The sequence below is a fragment of the uncultured Methanobrevibacter sp. genome, assembly GCF_947166415.1.
Taxonomy (GTDB): domain Archaea; phylum Methanobacteriota; class Methanobacteria; order Methanobacteriales; family Methanobacteriaceae; genus Methanocatella.
The window spans coordinates 1-18225 of the sequence record NZ_CAMVEE010000018.1 but is presented as its reverse complement, the minus strand read 5'-3'; the positions used below and the strand labels follow the sequence as shown (position 1 = coordinate 18225).

The 18225-nt window shown below is 35.0% G+C and carries 16 protein-coding genes and 2 tRNA genes; 17 read left to right on the top strand and 1 reads right to left on the bottom strand.

Going from position 1 to position 18225, the window contains the following annotated elements; translation table 11 throughout:
• The first annotated feature begins 4 nt into the window (after positions 1 to 4).
• From aepY to Q0W25_RS05255, 11 genes are all read left to right on the top strand, one after another.
• On the top strand, positions 5 to 1123 hold the full coding sequence (aepY, locus tag Q0W25_RS05305; protein WP_298519790.1) for a phosphonopyruvate decarboxylase: 1119 nt from the start codon (positions 5 to 7) through the stop codon (positions 1121 to 1123).
• 13 nt (positions 1124 to 1136) lie between these two features.
• Entirely contained in the window at positions 1137 to 1973 is an 837-nt protein-coding gene (locus tag Q0W25_RS05300; protein WP_298519787.1) for a phosphorylcholine transferase LicD, read from the top strand.
• 159 nt (positions 1974 to 2132) lie between these two features.
• Complete coding sequence (locus Q0W25_RS05295) at positions 2133 to 3620, top strand: sodium-dependent transporter (RefSeq protein WP_298519784.1); 1488 nt, start codon at positions 2133 to 2135, stop codon at positions 3618 to 3620.
• Between the two features lie 328 nt (positions 3621 to 3948).
• Entirely contained in the window at positions 3949 to 4320 is a 372-nt protein-coding gene (locus Q0W25_RS05290) for a hypothetical protein (protein ID WP_298519781.1), read from the top strand.
• A gap of 6 nt (positions 4321 to 4326) precedes the next feature.
• Positions 4327 to 4611 carry a hypothetical protein gene (locus Q0W25_RS05285; RefSeq protein WP_298519778.1) on the top strand — a complete coding sequence of 95 codons (285 nt, stop codon included), beginning with the start codon at positions 4327 to 4329 and terminating at the stop codon, positions 4609 to 4611.
• Positions 4612 to 4729: 118 nt separating this feature from the next.
• Entirely contained in the window at positions 4730 to 5461 is a 732-nt protein-coding gene (gene purC, locus Q0W25_RS05280) for a phosphoribosylaminoimidazolesuccinocarboxamide synthase (protein ID WP_297825855.1), read from the top strand.
• Between the two features lie 11 nt (positions 5462 to 5472).
• Complete coding sequence (purS, locus tag Q0W25_RS05275) at positions 5473 to 5739, top strand: phosphoribosylformylglycinamidine synthase subunit PurS (RefSeq protein WP_297825852.1); 267 nt, start codon at positions 5473 to 5475, stop codon at positions 5737 to 5739.
• A gap of 9 nt (positions 5740 to 5748) precedes the next feature.
• Positions 5749 to 6393 (top strand): phosphoribosylformylglycinamidine synthase subunit PurQ, encoded by a 645-nt coding sequence (gene purQ, locus Q0W25_RS05270; RefSeq protein ID WP_297825849.1) that lies wholly within the window; start codon positions 5749 to 5751, stop codon positions 6391 to 6393.
• A 9-nt stretch (positions 6394 to 6402) separates the two neighbouring features.
• Positions 6403 to 7119, top strand: coding sequence for a uroporphyrinogen-III C-methyltransferase (gene cobA, locus Q0W25_RS05265; protein WP_298519774.1), 717 nt, complete (start codon positions 6403 to 6405; stop codon positions 7117 to 7119).
• Between the two features lie 4 nt (positions 7120 to 7123).
• Positions 7124 to 8908, top strand: a complete 1785-nt coding sequence (gene glmS, locus Q0W25_RS05260; RefSeq protein ID WP_298519770.1) for a glutamine--fructose-6-phosphate transaminase (isomerizing) — start codon at positions 7124 to 7126, stop codon at positions 8906 to 8908.
• A gap of 387 nt (positions 8909 to 9295) precedes the next feature.
• Positions 9296 to 11293, top strand: coding sequence for a hypothetical protein (locus Q0W25_RS05255; protein WP_298519767.1), 1998 nt, complete (start codon positions 9296 to 9298; stop codon positions 11291 to 11293).
• Here Q0W25_RS05255 and Q0W25_RS05250 read toward each other — a convergent pair.
• Positions 11278 to 12501: an MnmC family methyltransferase gene (locus Q0W25_RS05250; RefSeq protein WP_298519764.1), complete on the bottom strand. Its 1224-nt coding sequence runs from the start codon at positions 12499 to 12501 to the stop codon at positions 11278 to 11280. The genes Q0W25_RS05255 and Q0W25_RS05250 overlap by 16 nt on opposite strands.
• A 236-nt stretch (positions 12502 to 12737) precedes the next feature.
• Here Q0W25_RS05250 and tgtA point away from each other — a divergent pair, with 236 nt between their 5' ends.
• The 6 genes from tgtA (at position 12738) to Q0W25_RS05220 (ending at position 18215) form a co-directional block, all read left to right on the top strand.
• Positions 12738 to 14717: a tRNA guanosine(15) transglycosylase TgtA gene (tgtA, locus tag Q0W25_RS05245; RefSeq protein WP_298519761.1), complete on the top strand. Its 1980-nt coding sequence runs from the start codon at positions 12738 to 12740 to the stop codon at positions 14715 to 14717.
• 7 nt (positions 14718 to 14724) lie between these two features.
• Positions 14725 to 15387 (top strand): class I SAM-dependent methyltransferase, encoded by a 663-nt coding sequence (locus Q0W25_RS05240; protein ID WP_298519758.1) that lies wholly within the window; start codon positions 14725 to 14727, stop codon positions 15385 to 15387.
• A 9-nt stretch (positions 15388 to 15396) separates the two neighbouring features.
• Positions 15397 to 16824 carry a flippase gene (locus tag Q0W25_RS05235; protein ID WP_298519756.1) on the top strand — a complete coding sequence of 476 codons (1428 nt, stop codon included), beginning with the start codon at positions 15397 to 15399 and terminating at the stop codon, positions 16822 to 16824.
• 53 nt (positions 16825 to 16877) lie between these two features.
• Positions 16878 to 16951, top strand: a tRNA-Gly gene (locus Q0W25_RS05230).
• 8 nt (positions 16952 to 16959) lie between these two features.
• Positions 16960 to 17033: transfer RNA gene (locus Q0W25_RS05225), tRNA-Gly, on the top strand.
• 144 nt (positions 17034 to 17177) lie between these two features.
• Positions 17178 to 18215, top strand: a complete 1038-nt coding sequence (locus Q0W25_RS05220) for a hydroxymethylglutaryl-CoA synthase (protein ID WP_298519751.1) — start codon at positions 17178 to 17180, stop codon at positions 18213 to 18215.
• Positions 18216 to 18225: the final 10 nt, after the last annotated feature.

Below are 18225 nucleotides of genomic sequence, written 5' to 3'. Positions count from 1 at the left end.
TAAAATGAATGTTGAAGATTTTGTTAATGTTTTAGGTTGTGATTTTTATACAGGTGTTCCTGATTCACAACTGAAAGCATTATGTAATTATTTAATGAATACATATGGGATTGATGAAAATCACCACATAATTGCCGCTAACGAAGGTAGCTGTACAGCTCTTGCTGCAGGATATCATTTAGCAACCGGTAAAGTTCCAGTCATTTATATGCAAAACAGTGGTGAAGGAAATATCATTAATCCTGTCGCATCACTTTTGAATGACCAAGTTTATGCCATTCCAGCTATTTTTGTAATCGGCTGGCGTGGAGAGCCTGGAGTTCATGATGAACCTCAGCACATTTATCAGGGTGAAATAACCTGCAAACTGCTGGATTTAATGGATATTGAAAATTTTGTCATAGGCACAGACACCACTGTTGAAGAGCTTGAAACAGTTATGGAAAACTATAAAAAGGTTCTTGCAGCAGGCAAGAATGTCGCTTTCATCATTCGTAAAAATGCATTATCTTATGATGTTAAAGTGAAATATGAAAATGATAATGATATGGTTCGTGAAGAAATCATTGAACACATCGTTAATGTAACAGGTGAAGACCCAATTATTTCAACTACAGGAAAAGCTAGTAGAGAACTTTTTGAAATTAGGGCCAATTCAAATCAAAGCCATAAATATGACTTTTTGACTGTTGGTTCTATGGGTCATACTTCTTCTATAGCTTTAGGGGTTGCTATAAACAAGCCTGATAAGAAAGTTTGGTGTATAGATGGTGATGGGTCCGTATTGATGCATATGGGGTCCATGGCTGTTGTAGGTAGTAATAACCCAAAAAATCTGGTACATATTGTCATTAACAATGGTGCTCACGAGACTGTTGGAGGAATGCCTACCGTTGCAACAAATATGGATTTGATTAAAATAGCTGATGCCTGCGGTTATTCTTATGCGGTTTCCGTTGATAATTTCAAAGATTTGGACATTGAACTTGAAAAGGCCAAATCTTTAAATGAGCTTTGCTTTATTGAGATAATGTGTTCCATTGGTGCTCGTGAAGATTTAGGAAGACCAACCACTACAGCATTAGAAAACAAAGAAAACTTCATGGAATTCTTAAAACAATAATTTGTGTGATAAATTGAAATACACTGAATATGATGAAAAAACTTTAAAACATTTGCAAAGTCTCGAATTGATGATTTTAAAGGATTTTATCAAAATTTGTGAAGAAAATGACTTAACTTATTATATGTATGCCGGATCTTTATTGGGTGCTGTTAGACATAATGGTTTTATTCCATGGGATGATGATTTGGATGTTATAATGTTTAGGGAGGATTATGAAAAATTTAAAAAGGTTTTCATCTCATCTCCAAATGAAAAATATGAATTACTGACTAATGAAACCGAAGAGGATTATTTTCACACCCTTTCTAAATTAATGATTAAAGACACTCGTTTTGAAGAAAATTGGGTTAGCCAAGTCAATTTCCATGTGGGAATTAATATGGATATTTTTGTTTTGGATGATTTGAGTGACAATAATCTTAAAAGGAATTATCAACTTAAACGAGCTTTTTTATATAATAAACTGTTAATTATGTCTAAAATTAAACTGGACGATTTGCCATTAGTTACAAAGCTGATAACCTATACAGGTTATTACATTTTAAATTTACTTAAGGTTAAACCATTTACAATCTATAAAAGATGCTTGAAGTTTTTAGATAAGTTTAAGGACGAAAATGCTAAATGCGTATTCGATATATCTGCAACCGCAGAAGAGTATCCTCAAATATTTCTTAAGGAAGATTTTAAGGATACAATTAAAATCAAATTTGAAGATATTGAAGTTAACATTCCTAAAGGTTATGACAATATCCTAAAAAGTCTTTATGGTGATTATATGCAATTGCCTCCCGAAGAGGATAGGTATAATCACATCACAGAAAACCTCGATTTTGGAAGATATTGAGGATATTCACAATATTTTCAAGTGTTCTGTTTTAATATTTTGATTGTTTCTTCATTTTTTTTTTAATAATATTTTTTTTATCTTTTTTCATTTATCTAAACTTATTTATTATGTGATTAACAAAAATAATTGACATAATATTATAGGAAATTAGAAATTATGGCAGATAAAAACGAATGGGGCAGCAACCTTTCATTCATCCTTGCAATGATTGGTTCTGCTGTTGGACTTGGAAACATTTGGAGATATCCTTACGTACTTTACTCCAACGGAGGGGGAGCATTTTACATCCCATATATCGTGGCTATTCTTTTGATGGGAATTCCATTTTTGATTTTGGAGTATGGTGTGGGATATAATTTTAAATCTTCTTTTCCAAAGGCGATTAGAAAGATTCACTCCAATTGGGAATTTTTAGGCTGGCTTTTGCCGGTTGCTGTATTTATGATTATGATTTATTACTCAGCTATTCTGGGCTGGGATGGAATTTACATGTTTTTGAGCTTCACTAAAGGTTGGGGAGCAAATCCGGACACATTCTTTGCAACCACCCTTTTACACTCTTCAGAATCCATGTCAGGTTTACTCCAGTTTATTCCAGTCATTGCCGTTGCAATGCTTATCGGTTGGGTAATCATTTGGTTTATTTCACACAGGGACCTTGAGGAAGGTCTTGGAAAAGTATCTAAAATTTTGGTGCCAGCATTATTTATTATCATGATTATTATTGTAGGGTTCTCCTTAACTTTGCCTGGTGCTTCAATTGGACTGGCAGAGTTATTCAACCCTGATTGGTCACTTTTAACACATTTTGAAATATGGATGGCTGCTTTTGGACAAATCGTGTTCTCGCTGAGTTTGGGAATGTCAATTGCATTTACCTATGCCAGCTATACAAGAGATGATGCGGATTTGATTACAAACACCATTTCAATCGCCCTTGCAAATTCAATTTTTGAAAACTTTGCAGCGCTCGGTGTATTTTCAATTTTAGGTTATATGTCACTTCAGTCAGGAACTGCAGTGGCTGACCTTGTAACTCAGGGAACAGGTCTTGTATTTGTTGTATATCCTACAGTATTTAATGTATTGGGTCAGTGGGCTTACGTTTTAGGACCATTGTTCTTCCTGACAGTTTATCTTGCAGGACTTACAAGTATCTTATCAACAATTGAGCCTTTATCATTTTCAATTCAAAACAAGTTTGGTCATTCAAGATCCAAAACAATGACTATTCTAATTATTGTTGGTGCGGTTCTCTCAATGATTTATGCGACTGCATACGGAGGGGCAGTACTAGGATATGTTGATACTTTCATTAACCAAATTGCATTGCTTTTAGGTGTAATTCTTGAGTGTATCATATTTGCTTGGATATTCAAGGCAGAAAGACTAATAGACTTCTTAAATTCAAGAAGTAAAACAATCAAATTGGGCAAATGGTGGCTTGTGATTGTCAAATTCGTTCTTCCGATTTTCATTGCAATTGTATGGATTGGTGGAATGATTGATGTTATAAAGACTTCAACATCCGATCAGTTGATATTCACTGTTATTGTAGCGGCTATTTTGCTGATTGCAACTTTGATATTCACAATATTGCCTGCTAAAAACCCTGATTGGGACAATATCGAAGAAAGAGTTTAAATTCTTTTTTCTATTTTTTTATTTTTTCATGTAAAAAGTTCACTAAAGAATTCCCAGGATTATCTTTTTTTTCAACATGGATGGTTATGGTTCCGTTCTGTTCCACATGGACTGTACTTTCATATTCATTCGCATCGTTAACGCTCTCGCTGGATTCGGTGCAGTAGACTCCAATAATCAGTCCCAATATGCATAATAAAAATATGAGTATTATTGTGGCATTTTTCATATTCATGTATAGTATATATTATTTTTTTTCATATATATAGAAAAGTATTTTTATGAGAATGATTAATTTTAATTAGAAAAACTTAGATGAGGTGATAATATGGAAAGCATTTTAACAATAATAATTGCCTTAATAGTGGCATTATTGGTTATAGGGGGTGCAGCCGCATTCGCCGTAATGAACATGGATGTCGATGACAGTTCCCAGTTTGGTCATGTTATCAACAAAATCAAAGAGAAAATAACAGGCGTATCTTCTTCTGAAGGCTCTGGAAGCAGCGGAGGATCTGTTGTTGAAAAAGTTGGAAATGTTGTCAGCGAAAAAATGGTAGAAAGCGGTCAGGAACCAGGCCTAACATATCGTGAAGTAACCTATGATGATGGAAACATTCGCCAATATGATAAGGACACCGGTGAGCTTATAGGTTCCACATTCGACTCCGACAAAAGCAAACTTCCAAGCATGGAATGAAATTAAATGATTTTTAGCGAGTTATTGGATCATTTTAACATTGACGAGGAATTTCCTGAATATCTTTTGGACCAGACATTCAATAAGGTCTTTTTGGACGGGAATTTAAAAGTCAATGATGATTCATATGAAATAGTGGTTAAAACACGTCAGAATGTTGTTCATCAGCTGTTTATTAAGCCAAATGAAGAATATCCTCTCATAGTGATGTCAGAACTGCCAAATGGTTCTTTGAATGGGATGAAATTCGGCCAAACCAGCGATGATGTCAAATACATCAACGGTTTATAACTACTTTTTTTCTTATTTTTTTAAATTAATTTTAACTGCATATTAAAAGATTAACTACTTTTATATAATATTTAAACTAAAAATTATAATATACTAATTTAATAGTTTTGTTGATATCATGAACAAAAAAGAGTTAATTAATTCTGGAAAAGTAAAAAGTGTATTCACTACAGATAACGATGACGAAGTCATAATCGAGTTTAGGGACGATATGACTGCGGGAGACGGTGCAAGAAAAGAGGTAATGGACAAGAAAGGTTCCTACAATGCCATAATTTCATCAAAAATATTTAAAGTATTGGAAGAAAACGGCATTGAAACCCAATTCGTTGATTTACCGGAACCTAATGTCATGATTGCAAAAAAACTTGAAATGATTCCAATCGAAGTCATTGTTAGAAACATAGCAACAGGAAGTCTGGTTAGAAAATACCCGATTCAGGAAGGTATCAGATTAGAGCCTCCGGTTGTTGAAATGGATTATAAGGATGACGACTATCATGATCCTATGCTTAACTTTTCTCTTATCCAAGCATTGGGCATAGCTACCCAGGAAGAAGTCGACATTTTAATCGAAAAGGCATTGAAAATCAATGAAGTTTTAACCAAGTTCTTCGCTGATGCAGGAATAATCTTGGTTGATTTCAAAGTCGAATTCGGTAAGGATAAAGACGGAAAAATCCTTTTGGGTGATGAAATATCTCCAGACGGATGCAGATTATGGGACAGCGAAACCTTAGACATGCTAGATAAGGAACTGTTCAGAAAAGGCAAAGATAATGAAGTCATGAACGCTTATGTTGAAGTTTACAATAGAGTTATTCCAGATGATGAAAAATTTGATTTTTAGGTGTGTTTTAGATGTTATTTGATATTGAAGTAAAAATCTCCCTTAAAAGTGGTATGTTAAACCCTGAAGCTACAACAATCGAAAGATCTCTAGATTTGCTCGGTTACGAAGTACAAAACGTAAAAACTGTTGAAATCATCAAATTCCAAATTGAAGGTGAAGACAGAGAAGTCATAAGGGAAAATGTTGTAGACATGTGCGAAAGATTACTTTGTAATCCTGTAATCCATGATTACAAAATAAATGTTATTCCACAGAATATGGCATGCGGTAAATAGGTGTAGAAAATGAAAATCGGTGTAATTAGATTTCCGGGAACTAACTGTGATAGGGATGTTGCCAAAGCCTGCGAATTGGCAGGTCTTGAACCGGAATACGTATGGTGGAGCGAAGAAAACTTAACTGACTATGACGGTATTGTCATTCCTGGTGGATTTTCTTATGGAGATTACTTAAGGGCAGGAGCAATGGCTTCAATCACTCCTGTTATTGATGGAATTAAAGAATTGGTTAAAGAGGAAAAACCGGTTTTAGGTATCTGTAATGGAGCTCAAATCTTAGGTGAAATAGGACTTGTTCCAGGAATTTTCATCACCAATGAATATCCTAAATTCAACTGCGAATGGGTTGAATTGAAAGTAGCCACAAACAGGACTCCATTTACCAAAGCGTTTAAAACTAATCAAACAATCAAGCTTCCTATCGCACATGCTGAAGGAAGGTTTTATACAGAAGACATTGATTTATTGAAAGACCAAGACCAGATTGTTTTACAATTTGAAGGTAAAAATCCTAACGGTTCTATGGAAGCAATTACAAGCGTTTGTGATGAATCTGGCCTTGTTTGCGCTATGATGCCTCACCCTGAAAGGGCTTGTGAAGAATTGTTCGGTTCAGATGACGGTTTAAACTTTTTCAAAGGATTTTTATAAAGTGATAAAATGGTAGTTTATTTAATTGGTGCAGGACCTGGAGATGCTGATTTAATAACTCTTAAGGCAGTAAAAGCATTGAATAAAGCTGATGTTGTTTTATATGATTATTTGGCTAATGAAGAAATATTGGCACATGCTCCTGAAGATGCAGAAAGAATATATGTCGGTAAAAAAGCAGGAGAACATTATAAAACTCAAGATGAAATCAATGAGTTAATCATCAATCAGGCCAAATGTCATGAAAATGTAGTTAGACTGAAAGGAGGAGACCCTTTTGTATTCGGTCGTGGAGGAGAAGAGATATTGGCTTTAATGGAACATGATATCAAATTTGAAGTAATTCCAGGTGTAACTTCAGCTATTGGAGCACCAACTTCCCTAGGACTACCTGTAACCCACAGGGCAGTAGCAACATCCGTTACTATTGTCACTGGCCACGAAGATCCGACAAAACCTGAAAGTCAAGTGCATTGGGACTATACTGCTGATACATTAATTATTTTAATGGGAATAGGAAATATCAAGGAAAATACAACTGAAATCATGAAATATCGTCCGGCCGACACCCCTGTTTGTGTCGTTGAAAGCGGAACATTGCCTGATGAAAATCTTGTATTTGGAACATTAGCTGATATTTCAGATAAGAAAATTAACACTCCGGCTATTTTAATAATTGGAGATGTTGTAAATCTCTATAAAGATATTTACGATTATCAAAGGTGATTAGATGTGTGGAATTGTTGGTTGCATTTTAAAAAACGATGATGATGTGGCACCAATCCTTTTCGATTGTATTTCTAAATTAGAATACAGAGGATATGATTCAATTGGTTTGGCCACATTTGACAATGATAAGATACATATTAAAAAGGATGCAGGAAAGATTATAGAGGTAGATAAAAAATTGGACCTCAAGGATATGCCTGGAAACTTCGGAATCGCACACGTGCGTTGGGCAACACATGGGGATCCTTCAAAATTGAATTCACACCCTCATGTTGATGAAGATACCAGTATTGCTGTTGTTCACAATGGTATCATTGAAAATTATCTGGAAATCAAGGAAAAACTAATTCTTGAAGGACATGTTTTCAAGTCAGATACTGATACAGAGGTCATTCCTCATTTGATTCAGAAATTCATGGATGAAAAATTCGATCTTGAACATGCAGTCAGAAAAACAATCGATATTCTTGAAGGAGCATATGCAATTGCAGCTATTTCTAAAAAAGAACCTGATAAAATTGTTGCAACCCGTAAAGATTCTCCATTGATTGTAGGGCTTGGAGAAGATGGATATTACTTAGCATCAGATTCTCCGGCTATCTTAAAATATGCTCGTGATATAATATATCCTGAAAGAGGGGAAATTGTTATTTTGGATAAAGATGGAGTTGTTGTTCATGATGAATTCGATAATGTTGTAAACAAGGAAATCGACACTATCACCTGGACACCAGAAATGGCTGAAAAGGAAGGATATGACCATTTCATGATAAAAGAGATAAATGAACAGGCAACCGCAGTCAGAAATACATTAACCCAAAAAGAAAATATTCAGGAAATCATTGATGACATTGAGGATATCCAAAGGATATGCTTTGTATCCTGCGGAACATCTTATCACGCTTCATTAACCGGAAAATACTTAATTGAATCCTTAGCGGGAATTCCAACAGATGTTATTCTTGCTTCAGAGTTCAAATATTCCGCAAATACATTAAACGATAAGACTTTGGTGATATTCATATCACAATCCGGTGAAACTGCAGATTCACTTAAGGCATTGGATGTGGCTAATGAAACTTCCAAAACTTTAGGAATAGTTAATGTGGCTGGTTCATCAATAACAAGAAGGGCCCAGTATGTAATTCAAACCCAAGCAGGTCCCGAAATTGGGGTTGCAGCAACAAAAACCTATGTTGCACAGCTTACTGCAATTTATCTGTTCTCAGTATTGATTTCCAAAAATGCGGAATTGCTTAAAGAGCTTGAAAAGGTTCCTGATTTCATTGATGAAGCTTTGCAAGATGTTGAATACATTAAAGACATTTCAAAAAGATACAACTTTGCAGATGACTTCTTCTATCTTGGAAGAGGATATTCCTATCCGACAGCACTTGAAGGTGCGCTCAAACTCAAGGAAATTACATACATCCATGGTGAAGGATATGCTGCAGGTGAGCTGAAACATGGTCCTTTGGCTTTGATTGATGAAGGAATTCCAGTTGTTGTTGTAATTCCTCCTGGAGACAATTACAAGAAAACAATGAGTAATTTGGAAGAGGTCAAATCTCGTGGAGCCTATGTATTGGCTATAGGATCAGCTGATGATGAATCATTGAAAGCTAAAGCAAATGATGTGATTGCAATCAACGGTGATGTTAAGGAAATCATTGCACCTCTGGTATATATTGTACCTCTGCAACTGATAGCATATTACATCACTCTTGAAAAGGGTCATGACCCTGACAAGCCTAAGAATTTAGCTAAATGTGTAACAGTGGAATAGGGTTTTTTCAAACCTTACTCTTTTTTTATTATTTAAGCTTTAATTTTTAATTATAAATATTAAATTTATTGTTTTTTTGATTAAATATTTTATAATTTGTATTTTATCATTTTAATCATGATTATTAATTATTTTTTAATCTTAATCGTTGTGGACCTTTAAGCTATTTATTCATTTTAGTTAATTTTTATGAATTGGGTTTTAATAGGATATTGTCTTTTAATCTAAATTTCAATTAGTTTAATCTTTTTATATTATTTATAAACATATTTTGGCTTAATTTTTATAAATCGGACTTATTTATGCTTTTTTAGATAATAAAAAGCTTTTTATAGAAAAAGAGTAATATGATTAAGTGAGAACAAAATGTTAAATGGGGTTAACGTTATGTTTAATAAGAAAATTTTATTTTTAATAACTCTAATTTTCATGTTGTCCGTTTCTGCAGTTGCTGCAGTTGAAACAAATTCAAGTGACGACTTGACAGTTAGTGATGTGGAGGATGAGCCTCCTTCGAATTCAATTGAAGTAATTTCAAATGAAGAGTTGTCTTCAGTTAGTGAAGATTCAATCTCCCAAGAGGTTTCATCCGGCAATAGCGATAACGCTAGTGATGTGTTATCAGCCACTAACGATGATAACGTTAGTGATGATGTATTATCCGTTAATAACGGAGATGTTAATGAAATATTATCTGCCACTCCTGTTTATTCAATCAGTGGTAAAGATGTAAAAATGTATTACAAGGACGGTTCCGGTTATGAGGTAACCTTGCTTAAGGATTCAAAACCTTTAAGCGGTAAAACTGTCGCTATTAAAATTAATGGTGCTACTTACAAAAGAGTAACAGATTCTAGTGGTAAGGCATCTATTCAGCTTAATATAAACACTGGTTTTTATATTATTTCTGCCTACTGCTGTGGAGTTGAAACAACTAACAAAGTCAATGTTTTAGTTCCAATAATAGCAAAGGATCTTGTTGCATCTTACAAATCAAACGCTGCTTTTTCAGCAAAATTCATTGGTAAAAGTGTACCATTGAACAATGCTGCTGTCAGATTCATAGTTGACGGAAAGGAACGTTCAGCAAAAACAAATAGTAATGGTGTCGCATCTTTCAGCGTATCTGATTTAAGCCTTGGGACTCATTCAGTATATTCTGTTCATCCTACAGGTTATAAAGTCCTGAATAAAATCGATATACATTCATCTATTGTGTCTGAGGACTTAAGCAAACATTATAAAAGCAGTAAAAGTTTGCCAGCTACCTTTTATGATAAGTCAAATAAGCTCTTAGCTAATCATAATGTCAATTTCATAATCAATGGAAAGACTTATACTAAAAAGACCAATGCTAATGGGGTAGCATATATGGGCATAGGATTGAATCCGGGTACTTACAAAGTCAATATCGCAAATCCGGTTACTGGTGAAAAAGTGACAAAAACTGTAAAAGTGTTCCGCACAATATACTTTACCAAAACTTCTTATGCACCTTCCGGCCAAACATCTTCCTTTAAGGTGACCCTTTACAAAAATGAAAATCTAATAAAAGACCAAAATGTTGAAATTCATTTAAATGGGAAAACATTCACCATTAAAACAAACGATAAAGGTGTTGCAACCCTTAAATATAAATTGGCTAAAGGCACCCATGCATTAAAGGTTGTTGATCCGTATACTGGATGTTCAGGTGCTGCAAAAATCATTGTCTGCTCACAGACAATCCTGGCAGGTGACATGTATACCAGGCAAGGCATTTCCAGCAGGTATTATGTTGACCTTTTAGATTTAGAGGGTGAACGTGCAAGTCATGCTAAAGTGCAAATCAAGATTGACGATAAGACATACACAACCAGTACCAATGTATATGGTACAGCATCTGTGCCAATAAACCTGAAATATGGTGATCATACTGTAGTAATCACAGATTTGACTACCGGATTCACTAAGACTACCAAAATCCATACTTTGAAAGATAGTAAAGGTATGAGATATAATAAATATGGTATTTCCAGTGATGGGTATACTATACTGGCTATCGGAAGACCTTCAGGTATGGGTGAAGAATATGTGTATGGATATACATTCTATCAGAGAGAATTCATAAGGGAATGTCCTTACTGTGGCGGACATAATCTTTACTGGAGCATTTTCTGGGCAGGAAACGAATATACTAATGTTGGTGTTTTCCCTGCAACAGGCCATCATGAAGGTTCTTCTGCTGAAGGAGGAATTTTCTGTGCCGACTGTGACTGTGATTGGTCCATATTTGGACAAAATCGTGGTGATAGTGGAGGAGATTTAACTCCGGTATCAGATCCTATCCATTCGACAAAAGCAGATGCATATACATTGAAAAGCGGAAATTATGTACATCCATAATTTCCAGATTTTACTTTTTTTAATCTTTTAGACATTTCCAGAATTCTATTTGTTGAGTTGTTTTCAGCGTCCTGTTTTTTTGTGTAGTCATTTTCACACTCAACGATATAATAAGCTTCAGGAGATGTTGTTGATGGTATATTCATTTTTTTCAGATTACGTTCAACACGCCTTTTCAGCTTTTCATCATCCATTTCACTGGCTAAAAATATTGGTGTTTTAACGGCTGATGATATTTTTGTGTTGTGGCGGGCATCATGTCTTTCTTCTGTCCTTGCATCAAGGATGTATTCGCTTGTATTGTTTAGATTAGGATCCCTGAACGGAATTCCAACATCGGACAATGCAATTCGTATCTCATCATTTTTCGGAAGGGCAGTATCTAGCATCAATGGATTTGGACTTGCGAGTGTTCCGCCTTGCTTTCTACCGAAAATAGGGCCTTGGCCGATAAAAAATCCTGCTTCGATAAATGCCGCCCTGATTGGAGCTGCTGAAGTGTAGGTTGCAACGATGCCGTCATCCTTTATGACTCTCCGGAACTCCTTGAAGAAATCAAGTGAAAACAGTTCTGGAGCCATGTTCTGTGAAAACGGATCAAGAAATATCGCATTGTATGTATTGTCTTCCAGTTTCTGTACGGTTTGGCGTGCATCCTCGATATAGACATCGATATCGATGTTTTCCGGAATTTCACATTCCTCCAAACTTAATGTTGCATAGTCTTGACGAATAAGTTCCTCTTCAATGGCTTTTTTGGTTATATCATGAGCCTTGATTGGTGATGGAACCAAAAGACCACATGCAAGTGTGGCATGAGATATTTCCACCATATCTATCTTTAAATTTGAATTGGATTCCTTCTTTAAAAAGTCATCAATAGCGGCTGATGAATTGTACCCCATTCCTGCGCAGATGTCCAGAATGGCAATATCTTTTGTGTAGTCAAACTTCATTGGTTTGATAAACTTCTCAAATGACTCACTTATTGCTCCTGTAGATGTATGGAGCGTTTCAATTTTATTGTTTATTTCCTTAGAATTAATAGAATAAGATCCGTCATCTGTTAAAACAAAGTATTCATTATAAGTATTAAAAAAATTGACCCTTCCTTCATTATTTCGACTACTTCTTTCCTCATCGAAACATGAGTTGATTAGGTCAAAGACATCATCATTTATTATTCTTGCATCATTTTCATAACTCATTGTATCAAATAATTATATAAGGTTTATATTTTATAAAATATTGTAAATATTTAAAAATTAATTAATTGTTTATTTTCTACTTAAATGAGTTTAAAATATTATTTTTTAAGAATAAATTAATTTTATATTTTAAATAGTTTAATTCATAAGTTTTTTAATTATTATTTATAAAATAAGTAAAATTTATATAATTTTTAAATTAAAGTTAATTTAATTAAAGTTTGTAGGTAAAATAAATGTTTGAAATTAAAGCTAAAGATAATATGGGTAGGGTTGGCGTTTTAAAAACCAAGCATGGAAATGTAAAAACACCAGCATTGATGCCCGTTATTCATCCGCGCAAACAAGCAATCGACGTAGCTAAATATGGTGCGGATATTGTAATTACTAATGCATATCTAATTTATAAAGATGACGATTTAAAAAAGGAAGCTGTTGAAAAGGGTTTACATGAATTGATTCATTTCGATGGTCCAATCATGACGGATTCAGGTTCATTTCAGCTTTCAGTCTATGGTGATGTGGAAATTACAAACAAGGAGGTCATTGAGTTTCAGGAATTAATCAATACAGACATCGGAACAAGCCTTGACATTCCTACCGCTCCTTTTGTTGAACGTGAGAAAGCTGAAAGCGATTTGGAAATCACCCTTGAAAGGGCTCGTGAAGCAGTTGAATATAAAAAAGACCAGAATATGGAAATGCTTCTGAATTCAGTTGTTCAGGGGTCAACATTTCTCGATTTGAGAAGAGAGTGTGCACGTGAACTTTCAAAGCTGGATGCGGATTTGTATCCGATTGGTGCAGTCGTTCCTTTGATGGAGTCATATCACTACAAGGATTTGGTTGATGTTGTAATGAATTCCATGAAGGAATTGCCGGACAGCACAGCTCGCCATTTGATGGGTGCAGGACACCCTATGATATTTGCGTTATGTGTTGCAATGGGCTGTGATTTGTTCGATTCTGCAGCTTACATATTGTATGCTGAAGATGACAGGCTTTTATCAACAAGAGGAACCTACAAACTGGAAAACCTGCAGGAGATGCCGTGTTCATGTGAAGTGTGCTGCAAATACACTCCTGATGAGTTAAGGGCAATGCCGAAAGAGCAGAGAAGAGATTTGATTGCTCAACACAACCTGCATGTTTCATTTGCAGAGTTAAGATTAATCAGACAGGCAATCTATGAAGGAAGTTTGATGGAACTTGTCGAAGAGCGATGCAGAGCTCATCCTGCACTTCTTGAAGCAGTAAGGCAGCTTGGAAACTATTCACAAGTTTTGGAAAAATATGACCCGAGAAGCAAAAAGTCAGCGTTTTTCTATACAGGTCCTGAATCCCTGTGCAGGTCTGAAGTCTTAAGGCACATGCAGAAATTACGTGAAATGCCTAAAAAACGAGATTTGATTATTTTGCCCCCAACAAGAAAGCCGTACTCCAAATTCATTTCAGGAAAGCTTGGGGAATTTTACATTTACGGAGCGGAACAGGAAATCGATTTGGACAACACAGACTTCATGGTTTTGGATATTCCTTTCGGTTTGATTCCATTGGAAATTGATGAGGTTTACCCATTAAGCCAAAATGACGCTCCAAAAACTCGTGATGTTGACAGCATTGAATTTGTGGAGGATTTCATCTCAGAATTTGTTGAATACTATGAACAGGTATTGATTCATTCAAGAGTAATTAAAGACTTGCAAATTGGATTATACAATAAATGCATCTCTTCAGATGAAATCAGATATCAAAAAGATGACATCAAAAAGGTTAAAGCTATTGCGGATTACCAGTTCGGCGTTGGAGCCGGTGAAGCGTTATTTAAAGGAAACATTAATATAGAAAAAAGTAAGAAAACCGGAAAGATAAGACATATCTATGACGGCAAAGTGCTTTTAGTAAATATGAGGGCATCAGATTCCTTTTTGGTTCTATCAAAAGAAGGTGCAAAAAGGCTTCACAATGCAATGCCGTATCCTCAAAATAGGGTTGTCGTCAATAAGGATTCAGAGCCTTTTGCTCTTGATGGAAAAAGCGTATTCTGCAAGTTTGTCGTTGACTGTGATGATGATATAAGATCAAATGATGAGGTTTTAATAGTAAATGAGGAAGACAAGCTCCTGGCCTATGGTAAGGCATTGCTTGGGGCATGTGAAATTAAGGAATTCCAAACTGGACAAGCTATTAAGACACGTAAAGGAATGAAAAAATAGTGATATTATGAGTGAAAAGGTAAATACTGGCCATAATATGGAAGATAAGGAACTGATTAAAAACGCCAGAAAGCCTGTTGGCGAGCTTGGCCACAAGATTCTGGATAGAATGAACAAGTCCCATGAGTCAATGGCTCAATGGGGAGTAAGTCATTTTGAAATAAATGAAGACTCTAAGATTCTCGACATCGGCTGTGGCGGAGGAAGAAACATTGAAAGATTTGTTGAGCAGATATCTGAAAACGGAAGAGTTGTCGGTATCGATTACTCAGAAGTAAGCGTTGAAAAATCAATTGAGCTGAATAAAGATGCCATTGATAAGGGAATCGTCAATGTTTTGCAGGGTTCCGTTTCAGACATGCCGTTTTATGATGAGACATTTGATATTGTAACAGGATTTGAAACAATATATTTCTGGCCTGACTTTATCAATGACCTGGAAGAAGTAAATAGAGTTCTTAAAAAAGGAGGAATGGTGTTTTTCTGTAATGAAGCAGTCTATAGGGAAGGCGAGATGGAAAAATACGATGATTTGGTCGAACTGCTTGACATGAAAATCTACTCCGAAGAGGTATTGAAAGAATCATTGGAAAAGACAGGCTTTAAAGATTTCAAAGCTTATATAAATGATGAAAACGATTGGATTTGTGTTACTGCAATTAAGATTTAAGGTTTAACTATGGCTAGTAAAGTTAAAACGATATTTGCAAATATGAGCTGGTTGATGATTTCTCAAGTCCTTACCAGTGTACTTGCATTTATTTGGACAGTATTGATGGCAAGATATTTGGGACCATCAGATTACGGTATTTTTGGGGCTGCAGTGTCCATTTCAACTTTGTTAGGTGTTTTTGCTAGCTTTGGTATATTTAATTATCTTGTAAGGGCGATTTCAACGGATGTTGAAAACGAAGCTAAATATCTGAATAATACATTGGGTCTAAAGATATTTTTAGCGATTTTTTATTTATTCGTTGTATTTGTTGTAGTGACACTACTTGGATGGAATAGGTATGTTATTGGCATATGTCTTTTGTATGCTTTTGAATTTTTAATCAAGTCATTTCATGATGTTATTTTTTCATCATTTCAGGCACATGAACAAATCAAGTTTCAAGCTATTACAAATATTGTGTTGAATGGATTAACTTTTGTTTTTATTCTAACAGTTATTTATACAAATTGGGGATTGTTAGGAATTACATTTGCCTATATTTTAGCAAATCTTGCTGCATTGGCTTATGCTTTATTTGCATTGCGCAGACATATCATTAAACCTAAATTGGCTTTTGACTTTTCATTTTACAAAGTATTGCTCAAGGCAGGGATTCCTTTTGCACTATCCAGTCTGTTCTATACAATTTACTATTCTATTGATATTGTGATGATTACTCAGTTTTCAACCACATATGCTACAGGTCTTTATAACTCTGCATATAAATTAATAAGTGTGTTATCTCTGTTTTATACAATTTATACAGCAGTGATTTTCCCTGTTATGAGTAAGTTGTTCAAGGACGAAAAAGATTTATTGAATTTAAGTTTTGTAAAATCTATAAAATATTTGTCTTTAGTTACAATACCTATAGCTGTATTTACTTGCATATATGGTTATGATATAATTGGAATCTATGGTGCTCAGTATATAGAAGCTGGAGGAGTAATAAAAATTTTGATTTGGACTGTATGTTTCTTATTTATTAATGGGGCATGTACATTAATTCTTAATGCATCACATAAAGAGTATTCAGTAACTAAAATCTATTCATTGGCTGCTATATTTAACGTTGTTTTAAATTTGATATTGATTCCAAAATATTCCGTTTATGGAGCTTCAATTGCAACAGTATTAAGTGAAATTCTGATTTTAGTTTTAGAGTTGTATATGATTAAAAAGATTGGTCAGCTTCCAGATAAGCATTTAATATATGATCTTATAAAAATTTGTTTCGCATCAGGTGTTTTAGGTATTGTTTTATACTTCTTTAACTTAAACATGTGGATTGCAATGCCTGTTTCAATCATTGTTTACTTTGCAGTCATTCTTTTGATTAAAACGGTTGATCAGGAAGATAAATTGATTATAAAACAAATAATCGGTAAATAATGCAAACCTTTATATATCATTAAAACATAAGTTTATTTGTTGTTAGTTTTCATGCGGTGTTAGTCCAGCCTGGTTAAGACTCTAGCCTGCCACGTTAGAGACCCGGGTTCAAATCCCGGACGCCGCATTTTTTATGCAGTCGTGGTATAGTCTGGTTATTACTTGGGCCTTCCAAGCCTACAACCCGGGTTCGAATCCCGGCGACTGCATTTTTGAAAAATACTTTTTTTAAAATTCTTGTTTTGTTTAATAAATAGCTATTTTTTAGTTAATTTTATATAATAATAAAAATAGAATATATGCAATTAAATTAATTTTTAATGTCTTTAAATATTTAAATTTAAGGTGATTTAATGGTAGGAATAGTAGGATATGGGGCATATGTGCCATCATATAGAATAAAGGTAGAGGAAATCGCTAAAGTGTGGGGGGATAACCCTGTAGCTTTATCAAGAGGATTAATCGTTAATGAAAAATCCGTTCCTTCTGCTGATGAAGATACTGCAACTATTGCAGTAACCGCTGCTAGATACGCTCTAGCAAGAGCTCAAATTGACCCAAGTAAGATTGGTGCTGTTTATGTAGGTTCAGAATCACACCCTTATGCAGTTAAGCCAACAGCTTCCATTGTAGCTGAAGCAGTTTGCGCAACTCCTAAGTTAACTGCTGCGGATTTGGAATTCGCATGTAAGGCAGGAACTGCGGGCATTCAAATGTCTATGGGACTTGTCGATTCTGGAATGGTTGAATATGCATTGGCTATAGGTGCCGATACTTCTCAGGGAGCCCCTGGAGATGCGCTTGAATACACTGCATCCGCCGGTGGTGCTGCTTACATTATCGGTAAGGAAAATACAATAGCTGATATCGATACAACCGTCAGTTTTACAACAGACACTCCTGACTTTTACAGAAGAGAAGGCCAGAACTATCCGTCTCACGGCGGACGTTTCACAGGAGAACCTGCTTACTTCAAGCATGTTTTAAGCGCAGCAAAAATGCTGTTTGAAGAAACCGGCTCAAAACCTGAAGATTATGATTATGCTTGTTTCCATCAGCCTAACGGTAAGTTTTACTTGAGGGCAGGTAAAAAATTAGGTTTCTCATCAGAGCAAATCAAGCAAGGATTGCTCACTCCTAATATTGGAAATACCTATTCCGGTGCCGTACCTCTTGCATTGTCCAATATCCTGGATGTTGCAGAACCTGGAGACAAAATATTTGTTGTTTCATACGGATCCGGTGCAGGAAGTGATGGATTCACAATTACTGTAAAAGATGAAATTGAAGAAAGAAGAGATTTAGCTCCAAAAACACAGGATATCATTGACAAAAAGACTTATATTGATTATGCTGTTTATGCTAAATTCAAAGGCAAAATTAAAATGTAAGGGGGCTTAA